We start from the raw sequence: 14,776 nt of genomic DNA on the forward strand, positions 1-14,776 counted from the left end.
TTCTCCTCACCTCAATTACGCATAATAATAACTGTGGATGCTTGCATTAAATCACCCCATGCTTGAGCTAAACCAGTATGAACTGGCTTCTTTACCTGCATCTTACCTGCAGTGCCCTTTAGTTGCCAATATATACTGATAACTTTCATGAGCCCCGCAGCTGCAATAGGATTACCAACTCCCAAGAGACCTCCACTTGGGCTACTAGGAATATCTCCATCAATATCAAAGACTCCCTCCTTTAGGAGTTTGGGCGCTTCTCCTCTCTGTGCAATTCTTAACCCCTCAATATGATGTAGCTCTTTATAATCGAACGGGTCATATGGCTCTATTACGTCAAGTTCTTTATAGGGGTTCTCTATTCCCGCCATTTTATAAGCCATCCTTGCGGCAAACTCTAAATACCTAGCATATGCAAGATCTCTTGCTGGCCATTCTGTATTATCCAGTGTCCAACCCACTCCATCAACCCAAATTGGCGTATCAGAATACCTCCTAGCCACATCTTCAGACGCCATTATCATTGCTGCTCCTCCATCACTCACGGGGCTTATGTCTAAAAGCTGAACAGGCCACACTAAAACTTCACTGTTCAGAACGTCATCTACTGTTATATTTCCTCCCAATTGGGCATAGGGATTATTTGCCGCATTCCTCTTGTTCTTTACTGACACTAGTGCTATTTCCTCCTTCTTTATTCCATAAGTAGCCATATACCTGTGCATCTCCATAGCGAATATCCATATCAAGTTTGGGTTCAATGGTTTTTCTAAAATAGGATCCCATATGTATCTAAATACTGATTGTGGGTGAGGTCTTGCAGGACTCATCTTCTCTTCAGCAACGACGAGCACAGTATTACACATTCCACTAGCAACATGATACCAACCAGTTATGGCAGCCATAACACCAGTTGCTCCGCCAACAAACACTCTGCTCGAGGGCTTTCTAATGCCTCCTGAACCATGGGATAAGTACTCTCCCTTTAAATTAACTCCATCAAAGGCGTCAGGAGCACTACCAATCACAACGCATTCTATATCCTTCAACTCTAATCCTGCCTCTTCCAAAGCCTTACTAGATGCTTCCCATGCTATCTCCTGAGGTGTCTCAAGTATTCTCCTTCTGAACTGTGTCATCCCTGCACCAATTACGGCTACCCTCTTATTCAAATGTATGTTTACCTTCATGGTCTTTCCACCACCACAACTGAACCTGTAAAAGTAGGGATCCCTCTCCAGGATCCAACCAAAGCCCTATCTCCTTTTCCACTATTTATGTAGTCTATTGCGTCAAGTAATAGGGAGAACCCTGAAGCCTCTAATGGAACCCCCTTAGCCAGATGACCACCTAAAGGATTAACTGGAATCTCGCCTTGTGGATGTAGATTTCCCTCCCTCAGGTCTTTTACTGGTTCCTCTGAGATACCTAACGCCTCGAGGTGCTGTAACTCTTTATAACTGTATCTATCGTCTACAAATACTGCATCGAAGTATTTTCTCGGTGAGTCGATTTTGCCCATTCTATATGCCATATTTGAGGCTAGTCTCATGTATGTAGCTTTTCCTATATCCGCGGTCTCGGCATTTGCTGAATCTGTGGCATATCCCACTCCCCTTATTATTAGATAGTCGTCTCCCTTAACTCTCTTTGCAACCTCCTCAGACGCTATCACAATTGTAATTGCTCCATCTACGAATGAGGCAATATCTAGTCTGGTCAACGGATAAACCACATACTCGTTATATTTAAGAATCTCATCTACGGATAGATTACTTGCATAAGAGGATCGTACAGACTTAAGTCCAGCCCTTTTGTTCTTTTCTACAACTAAAGCTAAGTCCTCCCTTGTTACTCCTTTCCTTTCCATGAATTTCACTGCATCTATTCCTGCGAGAAAATGAAAGTTAGGAGGGTTCAATGTCCTTAAGTAAATCGGGTCCATTGCAAATTTAACTAAGTCAGGGAATGTTAGAATGTCACTTATCTTAGAATGACCTTCAATAGTAACGACATCTGCTACACCAGAGTTAATATGCATTATACCATGAGCTAAACCCTGGATTGTATCACCACTGACGGTCATAGTAGGTCGCATTGCCCCTCCTATTTGATCCGGGGCAAACTCATCGCTTATAGATATTCCATCCCAAAAATCCTCTTGGCATGATATAAAGGAGTCAACATCTGTTCTTGGATTAATGTCTCCTGCATCCTTATATGCCCTTGATGCTGCCTCGAATACCATTTCTCTAAAGGACACTTCTGGGGTAGTTGGTTTAAAACCATACCAACCCACGCCAATAATGGCTACTCTATTCAGAAAAACCACCAATTAAAATTAAATAATAATTATTATTAAAAATTTTTGTCTAGATATCATTCAGCGTGGGAATTCCGTATTTTTCGACATATTTGGAAATAATATGCCTTTGAACCTCGTCTGTTCCTTCACCAATCCTCATTAACCTCACGTCTCTGTAGATTCTCTCGATCTTTGTACCTTTTGCATAACCCATACCTCCAAATATTTGTAAAGATAGATCCACCACTTGGTTTGCCACCTCTCCAGAGAGTAACTTAAGCATTGAAGCATACACTCCCTTGGTATTTGAATTCTCCTCAAACTTCTTACTGACCTCTTTCATGAACACCTTGACCGAGTTAAGTTTTGTAACTGAATCAGCAATATACCACTTTATCCCCTGAAAAGAGTATAACTTACTGCCAAAAGCTTCCCTATTTAATGCCCAGTTTAAGGCTTCTTGCAGGGCAGACTCAGCTAAACCTATCGCTATACCACTTATTGCCAGTCTTCCTACATCTAATACTGCATTTACCATATCCCAGCCCTTATTAATTTCTCCAACAACTTGAGACTCATCAGCCTTACACTCTCTAAATACGACCTCAGATGTCCCAGTGCCTCTATTACCCATGACCTCGATCTTCCTGCTCTCTATACAACTACTCCTAGGTAATAGAAATACAGATAGCTCGCCTCTCTTTGACCCAGTCCTAGCCACAGTTATGAATAAATCAGCGTAAATCCCCTGAGTTATCCACATTTTACGTCCCGATATTACCCATTCTCCATTTCTCTTCTCTGCAAATGTTTTCATGGAACCAACATCACTACCACCTGTGGGTTCAGTCAACGCAAAACTACCTATCATTTTCCCTCTACTTATAGGATCAAGAAACTGTTTCTTCTGACTTTCATTAGCAAAGAGCCTCAGCATTTCGCCTACTAACTCTCCCTGAGCATCGGCAATTAGTGCTATAGAACCGCTAACCTTAGCCATTTCCTCTAACGAGATAACCATATCATAATAAGATAGGTTACTCTGCAAGGGGACAAGATAGCCAAGTTCACCCAGCTTTTCCACAATCTGTCTTGGATAATAATCCTCCCTATCTACCTTCTCTGCAATTTTCTCTACTTCTCGCTTAAGGAATTCTCTTAAAGAATTAACTAAAATAGTTGTTTCGCTCATATTCTTACATTAGAATTCTTGTATTTTAAAATATTTGTTTTAAACAAGCAAAAGATAAATATAACTTTTTCTTAACTATATAAAATGAATTGGAGAATATATTCTTTAGAACAAATTAAATCCATGAGTAAGTATGCCATGGATGACACCACGGGCTTTTGGAGGGATAAAACCGAGTACATCACTTGGTTCAAAAAACCTGAAACTATTGTAGAGGGTCGTGCACCATATGACAAGTGGTTTGTAAGAGGAACTACAAATATCAGTTATAATGCAGCAGATAGGCATATTCCCAGTAGGAAAGATAAAGTAGCTTTTTACTGGGCTAATGAAAGGTTTGAGACCAAGACTATATCATACCTGGATTTGTACAACGAGGTAAATAAGGCAGCATATGTATTGCGAGAGTTGGGAGTGAGAAAAGGTGACAGTGTGTCACTTCTATTTCCCAGTATTCCAGAGGCAGTATTTTTTAGCCTTGCTGTACATAGATTGGGAGCGGTCCTTGTAATTCATTATGTGGGATTGAGTCATGAAACATTAGCCTATAGGTTAAATGACTGCGGGTCAAAGGTAATGGTTGTTGCCTCGAAGGGGATTAAAAACGGTAATGAGATAAGAATCAAGGACTTTGTGGACAAATTACTCGACTCCCATAGTACACCGGTAAAGAATGTGCTGATAGTGTCAAGAGGCTACTCGGATTTCGAGGTCAAACAAAACAGGGATATTGTATATGAGGATGTAAAACCGAAGGGAAAGGTGTATGTGAGACCAGAGGAAGTGGAATCAAATGAACCTGGTACTATTTATTATACTTCTGGTACCACTGGTAAGCCTAAAGGGTTATTTCACTCTCATGCTGGTTATACTATAGGTTTAAACTGGGCTTTCAGGGCACTTCTAAATCCTCAGGATAATGAAGTGTGGTGGACAGTATCTGAGTTAGGGTGGCCTGTTTGGCCCATGGCTAACCTATACACAATTCCAGTAATGGGAATTACAGGAGTCCTGTTTGAAGGATTTATAGGATACAAAAAGGATCTGTTCTCTAGGGTTATAGAGCGATTTAATGTAAATTACGTTTGGAGCTCAACCACTACACTTTACACACTAAAAAGTTTAGGTGAAGAATCTGTAAAGTCAGGTGATACTTCCAGCTTAAAAATCATTCTTAATACTGGAGAACCACTAAATGTAGGTGCATGGAATTGGTTAACTGAAAATATGCCTCATGTGAAGATCGGTGACGCTTATTGGATGACTGAACACCTTATACCTATAGCCTGTACACCCTATGGGTTAGGAGAGATTCCTTACAAACCTGGGTCTGCTGGTATAGTATTCCCAGGTACATATTTCACGGTAGTGGATGATGATGGAAAGCCTTTGCCACCAAAACAGAAGGGATACATAGTGGTTAAACCTCTAAATCCAGCCACAGCTAAGATGTGGAATGACCCTACTTACGAGAAAATAAAAGAGAAATATTGGTTACGATTCCCAGGTTACTTCTATACAGGGGATTACGGATACATGGATGAAGATGGATATCTTTTCGTATTGGGAAGAGCTGACGATGTGATAAGAAGTGAGGGAGAAAGAATAGGAACTCTTGAGGTGGAAAGTATAATAGGAACCTATCCTCAAGTTGCAGAGACTGCAGTTGTGGGAACATCAAATTCTATTGTGGCTTTTGTTGTCCCTAAGCAGGGAGTTAATCCAGATGATGTTTTAAGAAACGAAATCAGGAACTATTGTAGAAACTCTGGATATATTGTAGATAAGGTGATATTTCTTAAGAGGTTACCAAAGACTAAGAGCGGAAAGATTATGAGAAGACTACTAAAGTCAATTTTAGCTAATGAGGATCCAGGGGATGTTTCAACTCTAGATGACATTAAGGTTATTGAAGAGTTAAAACAGTCCCTTAGCCAGACATAAAACATGCTGAAATAATTGATATTTTTTATTTTGTGTCGGAATTTCTTTGAATACTTTTTACTAGCCAATTTTTACCCTTCAGTCTTTTTCTAAAAATTAATTCCTATCCTTCTTAACTGAATACCTTACCTTGCCCCTTTCCCTGATTTCTTCCACATATCCTAGCCTCACGAGTTTCCTTATCCTCCTATATATAGTGGATTTAGGTAAGCCAGTAAGTCTCATTATTTCTGTTAAGTTATTCCCTCCCATCTTTATGGCTTCTAAAATCATCGTATCTCTCTCATCTAGTGTTTCATTAGATAAATTTACCTCTTCGTCTTCAGCTCCCTGCGTGGTGATCTCGACATTTCTCCTCCTTATCAGCCTAACCAAAAAATACAATAGGACAGCGTCTATTATCACAAGAGCTATGATTATGAGGAATACTAAATTGTTTTGTTGTGAAACTGTAACTTGGGGAGAGGGTGAAGAGGCATAGAGCAAAGTAATTTGAGACACATTCTTAAATGTCAAATTATATAGATTGTCAACCACTGTGAAGCTACTAGGTTGAGGAGAAATGTAATTTAATGTAGTATTTATGGGAAGGAGAACGATGACGTTAAAACTGTTATTTTCTACCACATTAATAACTCCTTTAGGAAGAACTGTATTGTAGACTACGTATATACTCCCGGTAATATTGTGAAAATACATGTAACCATTTACTATTGTGTAAGTTGCACCTGTCACCCTAATGTCATTATAACTAGAACCTATCAGCTTGAACTGGTTTACATTATTTAATGTTGCCACAACAGTTCCGTTATAATATATTATAATTTGATTGTTCAACTGCAAAGACGAATTAGACACCACGCAGGTAAAGAGTATTAGTAGAGTCAGCAGAACCCCCAGTTGTAATGAAAATCTCATCTTAGCTTATTTTACATAAAGGGCTATTTAAAGAGTTAGCCATAATTTACGTAAAGCGCGACAAAAAAGACCATAGATCGTTTATGTACGCATAGAAATCCCTTTTATAATTTCACAGAAAAAATTTACTAATATTTTAACTCAAATACTAAAATATATTTAATTTAAAAAAAAGATATATGTCTTTATATTTTTAGTCTTCAGATTCATTTTCTTGTTGAGCAGGATGGACTATTATGAGAGGCTCTCTTTTAACATTCAAGTCTCCGTGAGGATGCTCACTAACAGTATAGCTTAATGTGACTACCACATTGTATTTTCCAGTAGTGAGGTTTAATGCCTGATGGTCATTATCTAATGATAGAGTCACTACTTTTCCACTTATGTTCAGTGTAACATTGAAAGATGAGAATACATTATTTAGTTTTTCCTCATGTAATAATTGAAATACATATGTTCCATTAGCATTCACTATTAATGTGGTATTCAGCTTGATCTCTCCGCTTTGTCCGGGCGTTATATTACCAAGGCTAAAGAATACTGGTGTCAACTGTATTGAAGAGTTGGAGTTACTAACGCCTACTACATGGTAGGATATATATGCTAGTGGTCCATATCCTGATACTCCTGCTATCAATATTCCAGATGTTAGACCTATTGCCGCCAATGCTACTAATAGTATTGGTTTCATCAATTATGTTATTGTCGTTTGGTCCTTATTAATACTCCCTTGTTTCACTGTTCCACTGTCTATGAAACTGAAGTTTTAAATAGAATTTATCAGATTAAAAACTAAAAGATAATAATGTGTAGAATAGAATTTAAGCACTTACTACGTTATCATAGATCAATTTTGAAAAATGACCGATCCTGTGATATATTTCCAATTAAATTCTGTTTCACTTCACGGATGGAACTAACACTTATATAGAATTCATGGGAAATTATGAATCGTGGAGAAACAAACACTATTGATAATATTACTGATAGTCACAATACTGGTGAATGCATTCTTAGGTATTCAAGTGTACTATCTGCTTCACCAATCATCTCATCCTAATGCCCAAACTCCATTTAACGTGTCAGATCTTCAGATTGTTAGCCAATCATCAAGTAGTCAGAACACCACGTCGTCTAACAATATGCAGACTAGCAGTATGTCCACGACTGTCAACAATAACTCTGGACAAATATATAATTACTCACTCACAGTTAAATTTACTTTACATATTAGAGATCCAGGCGTCTACTTGATAGAGATAAATCCCAAGATATATTTCTATCACCTTTACGTTATATTATACCTGGAGGACGGTAAAGTAGTATCTCTGAATCTCAATCATACTACCCAGAATATAACAATAGATAGTAAAGACGTAAAAGTGACACTGTATATTTATGCTGAAACTAATCAGCAACTATCTCCTAAGAAACTCATAGAAGATATCGGTCTTTCATTTAGCTTTGTATCACCCTCAGAAGACACTGAAAATGATTTAGTCTTAGTTCTTCAAGAAGTTTCATTTGATAGTTAAGTCTATGATTTAATAGTTTTCTTCTGATTTTTCAGCCATTTTTGATAACCTTTTAGAATTCAATAACCTTCAACTGTAGTTAAACTCATTTTAACACAGTTAAAGTATCCCGAACTCTTTCGGACAAAGTTTTATTAGGAGGTTTTTTTTAATTACGACATGGCGTAAAGAAATGATTGATTTGGCTCCAATTGCATTAGGATTTTTGGCAGGAGGAACAGTGGCAATAGGAAGTATAGGAATAACTAAGACTAATATAAGTAAAACTAAGACAGCTTACCTAAGTGTGTTAGCAGCAGGTATCCTAGCATATATAGCCTTAGACACTGGACAGGCAGCATCTGAGGTTATAGAGGGATACTTGGATCAGAAGCAATTATTCCTGTTCGGTGTTGGGATTGTTGTTACTTCGATTGCCCTCCTTGGTACGTGGTTACTTCTAGCCTCTTTTGACAGGACTAAAGGACCCGCAGAGGCAACACATAATACACCCGTTATATTAGCAGCAGCATTGGGCTTTCATAACATAGGAGAGGGATTTGCTATAGCAGCAGCTTTATTGGGGGGAGCAGTAGTATCTGCTATAACTTTCACAATAGCCTTTGGTGTCCACAATGCTACAGAGGGTGTTGCAATAGCATCTCCTGGAAAGCTGGTGAGGTCAAAGTGGTTAAACCTTAGGAATGTGGTGATACTCTCACTGATTGCAGGTTTACCAACAATGTTGGGTGCATCAATTTATTATATCGGTATACAAAATCAGTTATTCTTAGCAACACTCAACACAATAGCTACTGCAGCTTTAGTATTTCCAATGATAAGGATAAATATGATAGGAGCGTCAATGCTAGGTGGCTTTAACGTTAAATTCTGGACTTGGTTCTTCTTAGGAATAGCAATAGCGTATGGTCTAGAAAGCTTGGTTACGTTATCCATGAGTTAAGAACAAAAATATTAGGAGTACAAAGACACTTGAGTTTTTAGCCTATTTCGATAATTTCCAATAAGCTCTTCTAAAATATACCAGAGGGGAGAAATCTTCTCTAAATATTTTTCCATCAACAACAGCTCCAATGATTATACTGTGATCACCCACGTCATGAATCTGGTACTTTTCAGCCTCAAGGTAAGCGTAACTTTGGGGAAATATGGGGGAACCTGTTTTCCCCTCTTGGACTTCTATACCGTCAAAACGTTCCTTTACGTCTTTAAAAGCAAATATGTCAAGTAGTTTTTCATCATCAACAAAGTTTATGACGAAACCGTTACTCTCCCTGAAGGGCTTATCATTCCCTTTTATTCTATCCGCTGAAAACATGATCAGTGGAGGGTTTAAGGAGAGGGAGTTAAAGGTATTTATGGTCATACCTATGTATTTACCGTTCCAGTTTGTAGTGACTATGGCTACGCCTAATGGAAAGTTCCTCATAATGTTTCTTAGCAGTTCACTCATATGATAAAATCCTCTCAAAAGAATATATTAAGTGATTTATGGAACGGGTTTTATTGATAGCTATATTTTTTAGTAAACAAGAGAAGAGATATATGCGATAAAGGTGAACGGAGTAGGATATTTCATATCTCATGGTTCTCCAATGATACTTGTGGAGGAAAACCCTTGGAAAGGGCACTTAGCTGATTTAGGGAAGGAAATAAAGAGCAAGTACGATCCAGAGACAGTGATTATTTCAAGTCCTCACTTCTTTTCTTGGGGCGAGAATAACTATACTGTTATTTCTAAAGACCTAAAATGTATACAAGATTACTTTGGTTTTCCAAAGGAACTTTACGAGTTCTGTTATCAGGCTGAAAATGATGTTGAACTTGCAAGTGAACTAATAAAGGAAAGTAATGGTATGCTTAAAGTTGAGGAGAATTGGGGACTGGATCATGGTGCATGGATTCCCCTTTATTATATGTTTCCAGAGGATAAGCCAAGAGTTGTTCCAATTTCCATCTCTTCTGTTAGTCCTAGAAAACATTATGAATTAGGTTCTGTAATTAGAAAGGTCTCAGAAAAATTAGGCAGGAGGACTCTATTCATAGCTACTGGTTCACCTACACATAGACTAGACCTACTTTACTTTAACCTTAAGCCACGTGCAACGAAGTTTGACGTTTTACTTATAAAGCTCATAAATGAGGGAAAGTTCGAGGATATACTTGATATGGATAGTAAGTATCCTAAAGAGTATTCCTCAGCGACTCCTGAAGGAGATCTGAAAACGCTCCATACTCTTCTAGGATTTGTGAGACCCACAAAGGCTAAAGTCCTAGGATATGATATACCTTGGGCTGGAGTGAGTATGCTGAGTGCATTATTTGAAGAATAAAACAACGAAAAAATAAGAAGGGAAGATGGGTCACTTACACATCAATGCTTAAGCTACTTCCTTGAAAGTCTCTACTCCTGCGTCCTCATTAAAGCGGATATAGAACTTATACTCTTTTTGACCTCTCTTGGAGACACATGTCCTGCCACTACTGTAGTTTCCATTTATCACTATCTCATCAATTCTATCCCAACCTGTTCTCTTCTTAACCTCCTTTAGCATATTCACGAACTCGAGAGCGCATATATCACAACAGAAGAAGAGTTTTTCGCCATCTATCTCCTCATAATAGTCTCCCCAAGTTCCACCACACAATGCACAACCAGTTTCCTTAGTTCCTGCTATCCTACCATTTACAGTTATTTTCATAAGTTATACACCTTCTTTACTAACTCAGGTTCTATTTCAAAACCTCTCTCTAATCTTGCTAATAAATATTTCGAAAATGCGTCAAAAGACCTCAGTACGATAATTTGAGCTTGCTCTTTTAATCCCAATTCCTCAGCATACTTCTCGCCAAGTTTTAAAGCTTCAGAGGCATGGGATACGTCAGCCTCATATCCTTCCCTCAAGAAATCTTTTACCTCTTGAGGATATCTATCTGAGGAAAGTATCTCAGGATTAAAGTAATGGACTTTAGCACCATATTGCCTTAAACTTCTGTCAGCTACTAATTCTAAGCTATGCATAGCGAGCATAGTTTCTAACCATGTTCTCGTCTCAGCAACTCTTCTCCAGAAATTTATTGCGTTTCTGGTACTTGGTAAGGGAGACATAGAGAGAATTTTCTCCCGTGGCATCCCTAAAGACTCTCCCATTCTAAGGAGTAACTCATAATGTGATGGTCTTACCCCATAGCCTATAAACTCCACCTTAATATTTTCAAGTTCATATTCCATTACATCATCCTTATCAGTCTTAAACACTATAGAAGATAATACTTTCACCCAGTTTTTAAGAAAGTGTTGATGCTCTATAACGTAACCTAGCAGAACACCTCTTGTAGGATTTTGCATGGCTGAAATGAAAGGATGAGAATTTTCTCCGTAAAACCTCTCTATAAATCTTTTCCTTATCCAGGATGATAGCTCTGCGGGTTGACTGAAGAAATTCTCAAGAGAAACCTTTAGCTCCTCCCTGTTCATTCTTTCGTAACCTAAATTTCGATTGAGCCACATAACATGGGACGGGTCACTCTTAGAGTTTGCCATTAGTTCCATATGACCGGCTAGATCTCCCCATGTCTCAAATTTCATCTCGCATGAGGGACATAGAGGCATACATAAACTATTAACATAGTAAAATAAAAATTAAGTATTAAAATAAACATTTATAAATTGAAAGTAGAAATTAATTTTCTCTCCTAGAGATGACCTAATATAACTAATTTTCATTTTTAATCAGACTGTATTTTCAGTAGTTTATAAATAGAGTGTGTAATGGCTTCTAATTATTGTTTTAAACGATTATATCATATTTCTATAGCTAAAAATATAAACAGCTCGCATAAATTAATAGAGTATGGGCTACATAGATGCACATACTCATGCGTGGTTTAGGGAATTTTTACCTCAAAATTTTTCCTCAAAGAATGCAGGTTATGAGTTTAAGCCTCCTTCTCTTCAACAAGTCCTAAAGGAAATGGACTCAACAAATATTGATTACATAGTTATCATAGCTTATCCAGCTAGAGAATTATGGAATATTGACGAAAGTATTGCTATCCAGGCTATAAACTTTCTTAAACCTTACGGCGAAAGGTTCTCAGTTGTAGGTGGTATAGAACCTAACAAGCTCACGATTGAGGAAACTAAATATTGGCTAGAAAAACAATACGAACAAGGAGTAGCTGGCTTTAAACTGCATCCTGTACATAGCTGGGTAAAGCCTAACGCTTATAGGGAAGAAGAGGGAGGACTTAAACAATTGGAAATAATGTATCAGTTTGCAGAGGATCATAACTTACCTGTAATAATTCACACGGGTACCAGTATGTTCTTAAGGGCAAGAAACAAGTACGGCGATCCCATATATGTTGATGATGTTTCTGTAGATTTTCCCAGGCTCAAGATAGTTATGGCTCATATGGGAAGACCTAACTGGGTTCCAACTGCTTTTCAGTTATGCCGAATTAGAAGAAATATATACGCGGAAATCTCATCTATACCACCAAAGAAGATTCTGGATTATTTACCGAGAATTGAGGAAATTTCAAATAAAACAATTTACGGAAGTGACTATGGTGGACCAGGTACAAAGGGACTTGCAGAAAATTTGAAAGAGTTCTTGTCATTAAACATTGAAGGAAAGGAGAATATAGCTGATAAAAACCCAAGATCTTTATACAAGACTCTGAAATAGTTTCCTGATGCAGACCTCTCCTTCTAGTATATTATTGTTTTGAATTTTGTAAAAAATATAAATTAAAGATTTAAAAAGACGTAGGTTCCAATTATTCTTTATGGACAGGATCAAGGTTATTGATGCCCACGTCCATTATCATATTTATAGAGGCTTGATCCCTGATGAATGTAAAGGATTTCTAAGGTACACAAAAGATACTAAGATGACATTAAGTAATGATTGGGTAGAACTAGATAAAATACTCCTAGTACCATCCCACCCCTGTTACACTAGAGAGTGCTACGACGGTTTTTACATAGATTATGAGGAGAGAAAGAGAAATCCTGACTTATATCTACAGTGGGGCGAGGTAAACCCCTTAACCTGTAATGTTAGGGAGGAATTAGAAAAACAATACTCACTAGGAATTATAGGAATAAAATTACATCCGCCTCATCACGGTTTTAAACCTAATGCCTATAGGGAAGAAGAGGGAGGGCTAAAATCTTTATTATACGTTTATGAGTTTGCCCAAGATCACGACTTGCCCGTGATGATACATACGGGAACAAGCATAGAGGGTGCTACGAGAAATAAGTATTCTGACCCAATATTAATCGACGATGTAGTGAAGGACTTTCCAAAACTTAAAGTAATCATAGCCCATGCAGGGAGACCAATATGGTACACTACTGCCTTTTATATGGCTAAATATTTTGACAACGTGTATTTAGAGATATCCTCTATTCCTCCTAGAAATATACTGAAGTCCTTACCTAATTTGCTCACCATACCTGAGAAAGTAATATATGGTAGCGACTTTCCTGCATATGTGGGACAGGACTTAGCAGACTATGCCCACCAGATTTATGAAGTTGTTAAGGACAAGAGAATATTGAGGGATAATATTTTACGGCTTATCAAGTTTTGAGCTATTCTGAAGTGACCTAGAAAGGTCTTTAGTAGCCCTTATTATATTCACATAACCTGTACATCTGCAAATATTCTTTATTGCATATTTCATCATATCCTCGTCTGCATCAGGATCAACATTTGTTAAGTAATCATAAATAGTCATCATAAAACCATGGGTGCAGTATCCACACTGCATAGCGTAATTTCTAAGAAATGCGTCTTGAACCAACTGCTTGGTCTTTAAACCTTTAATTGTCACTATATTCTTCCCAGAGAACTGAATAGCGAATGCATTACAGGATTTTATAGCCTTTCCATCCACTAAAACTGTACATGCTCCACACTTCCCCTCATCGCAACCCCTTTTTACTTCAGTAAATCCGTTCTGTCTCAGAAAGTCAATGAGCAGAATTCTCGGCTCCACATTGAGTGAAATTTCCTCTCCGTTCACAACTAAGCTATCGTTAGTATTAGAGTGATTATTTGGTGTATTCACAATTTCTTTTGATGGGAGTTTAATCTCAGAATACCCCATAAGTGTTTTAACTAACAAATTCCTAGTAAGCTTTAGTCTATAGCTCTTACTGGCATGAATATCATTTATAACCTTCTCGTCTCTCTCCATAATGATCTTTTCAGCAATCGAGTCCAGGTCTGCCCTCCTCCTTATCTCATCCACCTTTTCTCCTAAAAACAGATCCCTGATTAAAACAGGTTTCTCGAACACACCTCCAATAGCGATCTTTGAACCTACAACAACTCTATCCTCAGAGAGCTCTAGATTAACTGCTACTAGACATGTTGGATACGAAGCTCCTCCTCTTTTAACCACATTAAAGTTTAGCCAATACTCTCTGTTCTTCTTTACGGGTATTTCGATCTCCTTTATTATCTCTCCATGACTTAATGCTGTGGTATAAGGGAATAAGTAAAAGTCTTCAATATTAATTGACCTACTACTACTCAGTATAACCTTGCCCTCTAATGTTAATAACACTGGAAAATAATTTCCTGAGGGATCTGCATGAGCGATAGAGCCCCCTATAGTTCCCTTATTTCTCACTTGGAGGTCAGCTATAACCCAAGAAGCTTTTGCTAGGGATGAGTACCTTTGCCTTATTATATGGTTAGTCGCAATTTCATTATGAGTTAAAAGAGAGCCAATCCTGAGCTTATCTTCCTCTAACTTTACATATCTTAACTCGTCTAGGTCATTGAGATCAACTAGAGTATCTACATTTATTATCCTTAATTTCATCATAGGAACTAAACTTTGACCTCCGGCTAATGG

The 14,776-nt window shown here is 37.8% G+C and carries 15 protein-coding genes; 6 read left to right on the forward strand and 9 right to left on the reverse strand.

The window, feature by feature from the left end:
• Positions 1-11: 11 nt before the first annotated feature.
• From SUSAZ_10465 to SUSAZ_10475, 3 genes are read right to left on the reverse strand one after another with little or no spacing between them, the layout of a single operon-like run.
• Complete coding sequence (locus SUSAZ_10465; GenBank protein ID AHC52258.1) at positions 12-1,190, reverse strand: acetyl-CoA acetyltransferase; 1,179 nt, start codon at positions 1,188-1,190, stop codon at positions 12-14.
• A complete protein-coding gene (locus SUSAZ_10470; protein AHC52259.1) occupies positions 1,187-2,335 on the reverse strand; it encodes an acetyl-CoA acetyltransferase in 1,149 nt (382 codons plus the stop codon). The genes SUSAZ_10465 and SUSAZ_10470 overlap by 4 nt, the downstream gene beginning before the upstream one ends.
• Before the next feature lie 37 nt (positions 2,336-2,372).
• Positions 2,373-3,497, reverse strand: coding sequence for an acyl-CoA dehydrogenase (locus SUSAZ_10475; protein AHC52260.1), 1,125 nt, complete (start codon positions 3,495-3,497; stop codon positions 2,373-2,375).
• An 84-nt stretch (positions 3,498-3,581) separates the two neighbouring features.
• Between SUSAZ_10475 and SUSAZ_10480 the strand changes: the two genes are divergently transcribed.
• Positions 3,582-5,441, forward strand: coding sequence for an AMP-dependent synthetase (locus SUSAZ_10480; protein AHC52261.1), 1,860 nt, complete (start codon positions 3,582-3,584; stop codon positions 5,439-5,441).
• A gap of 96 nt (positions 5,442-5,537) precedes the next feature.
• Here SUSAZ_10480 and SUSAZ_10485 read toward each other — a convergent pair whose 3' ends face one another.
• Positions 5,538-6,359 carry a transcriptional regulator TrmB gene (locus tag SUSAZ_10485; protein AHC52262.1) on the reverse strand — a complete coding sequence of 274 codons (822 nt, stop codon included), beginning with the start codon at positions 6,357-6,359 and terminating at the stop codon, positions 5,538-5,540.
• A 193-nt stretch (positions 6,360-6,552) separates the two neighbouring features.
• Positions 6,553-7,050: a hypothetical protein gene (locus tag SUSAZ_10490; protein AHC52263.1), complete on the reverse strand. Its 498-nt coding sequence runs from the start codon at positions 7,048-7,050 to the stop codon at positions 6,553-6,555.
• 262 nt (positions 7,051-7,312) lie between these two features.
• Here SUSAZ_10490 and SUSAZ_10495 point away from each other — a divergent pair, with 262 nt between their 5' ends.
• Complete coding sequence (locus tag SUSAZ_10495) at positions 7,313-7,894, forward strand: hypothetical protein (GenBank protein ID AHC52664.1); 582 nt, start codon at positions 7,313-7,315, stop codon at positions 7,892-7,894.
• Positions 7,895-8,066: 172 nt separating this feature from the next.
• Positions 8,067-8,837: a ZIP family zinc transporter gene (locus SUSAZ_10500; GenBank protein AHC52264.1), complete on the forward strand. Its 771-nt coding sequence runs from the start codon at positions 8,067-8,069 to the stop codon at positions 8,835-8,837.
• Between the two features lie 42 nt (positions 8,838-8,879).
• Here the strand turns inward: SUSAZ_10500 and SUSAZ_10505 are convergent, their stop codons facing one another.
• On the reverse strand, positions 8,880-9,347 hold the full coding sequence (locus tag SUSAZ_10505; protein AHC52265.1) for a flavin reductase: 468 nt from the start codon (positions 9,345-9,347) through the stop codon (positions 8,880-8,882).
• Positions 9,348-9,450: 103 nt separating this feature from the next.
• On the opposite strand from SUSAZ_10505, the gene SUSAZ_10510 reads away from it, so the two are divergent.
• Positions 9,451-10,227, forward strand: coding sequence for an extradiol ring-cleavage dioxygenase (locus SUSAZ_10510; GenBank protein ID AHC52266.1), 777 nt, complete (start codon positions 9,451-9,453; stop codon positions 10,225-10,227).
• A 48-nt stretch (positions 10,228-10,275) separates the two neighbouring features.
• Here the strand turns inward: SUSAZ_10510 and SUSAZ_10515 are convergent, their stop codons facing one another.
• Together SUSAZ_10515 and SUSAZ_10520 are read right to left on the reverse strand one after the other, a co-directional pair.
• A complete protein-coding gene (locus tag SUSAZ_10515) occupies positions 10,276-10,596 on the reverse strand; it encodes a hypothetical protein (GenBank protein ID AHC52267.1) in 321 nt (106 codons plus the stop codon).
• A complete protein-coding gene (locus tag SUSAZ_10520) occupies positions 10,593-11,507 on the reverse strand; it encodes a TenA family transcriptional regulator (GenBank protein ID AHC52268.1) in 915 nt (304 codons plus the stop codon). Before SUSAZ_10520 ends, SUSAZ_10515 begins: the two co-directional genes overlap by 4 nt.
• Before the next feature lie 241 nt (positions 11,508-11,748).
• Here SUSAZ_10520 and SUSAZ_10525 point away from each other — a divergent pair, with 241 nt between their 5' ends.
• The gene (locus SUSAZ_10525; GenBank protein ID AHC52269.1) at positions 11,749-12,588 is read left to right on the forward strand and encodes an amidohydrolase; all 840 of its coding nucleotides are present in this window, start codon (positions 11,749-11,751) and stop codon (positions 12,586-12,588) included.
• 100 nt (positions 12,589-12,688) lie between these two features.
• A complete protein-coding gene (locus SUSAZ_10530; protein AHC52270.1) occupies positions 12,689-13,501 on the forward strand; it encodes an amidohydrolase in 813 nt (270 codons plus the stop codon).
• Here SUSAZ_10530 and SUSAZ_10535 read toward each other — a convergent pair.
• A complete protein-coding gene (locus SUSAZ_10535; protein AHC52271.1) occupies positions 13,481-13,909 on the reverse strand; it encodes a (2Fe-2S)-binding protein in 429 nt (142 codons plus the stop codon). The two genes, SUSAZ_10530 and SUSAZ_10535, sit on opposite strands and share 21 nt — an antisense overlap.
• Positions 13,910-14,776 lie beyond the last annotated feature (867 nt).

It is taken from the genome of Sulfolobus acidocaldarius SUSAZ, assembly GCA_000508305.1.
Classification (GTDB): domain Archaea; phylum Thermoproteota; class Thermoprotei_A; order Sulfolobales; family Sulfolobaceae; genus Sulfolobus; species Sulfolobus acidocaldarius_A.

Coding starts and splice junctions, on each gene's coding strand:
- SUSAZ_10475 (AHC52260.1), bottom strand. CDS start 3,497: ATGAGCGAAACAACTATTTTAGTTAATTCTTTAAGAGAATTCCTTAAG.
- SUSAZ_10515 (AHC52267.1), bottom strand. CDS start 10,596: ATGAAAATAACTGTAAATGGTAGGATAGCAGGAACTAAGGAAACTGGT.
- SUSAZ_10480 (AHC52261.1), top strand. CDS start 3,582: ATGAATTGGAGAATATATTCTTTAGAACAAATTAAATCCATGAGTAAG.
- SUSAZ_10505 (AHC52265.1), bottom strand. CDS start 9,347: ATGAGTGAACTGCTAAGAAACATTATGAGGAACTTTCCATTAGGCGTA.
- SUSAZ_10465 (AHC52258.1), bottom strand. CDS start 1,190: ATGAAGGTAAACATACATTTGAATAAGAGGGTAGCCGTAATTGGTGCA.
- SUSAZ_10530 (AHC52270.1), top strand. CDS start 12,689: ATGGACAGGATCAAGGTTATTGATGCCCACGTCCATTATCATATTTAT.
- SUSAZ_10520 (AHC52268.1), bottom strand. CDS start 11,507: ATGCCTCTATGTCCCTCATGCGAGATGAAATTTGAGACATGGGGAGAT.
- SUSAZ_10490 (AHC52263.1), bottom strand. CDS start 7,050: ATGAAACCAATACTATTAGTAGCATTGGCGGCAATAGGTCTAACATCT.
- SUSAZ_10485 (AHC52262.1), bottom strand. CDS start 6,359: ATGAGATTTTCATTACAACTGGGGGTTCTGCTGACTCTACTAATACTC.
- SUSAZ_10500 (AHC52264.1), top strand. CDS start 8,067: ATGATTGATTTGGCTCCAATTGCATTAGGATTTTTGGCAGGAGGAACA.
- SUSAZ_10525 (AHC52269.1), top strand. CDS start 11,749: ATGGGCTACATAGATGCACATACTCATGCGTGGTTTAGGGAATTTTTA.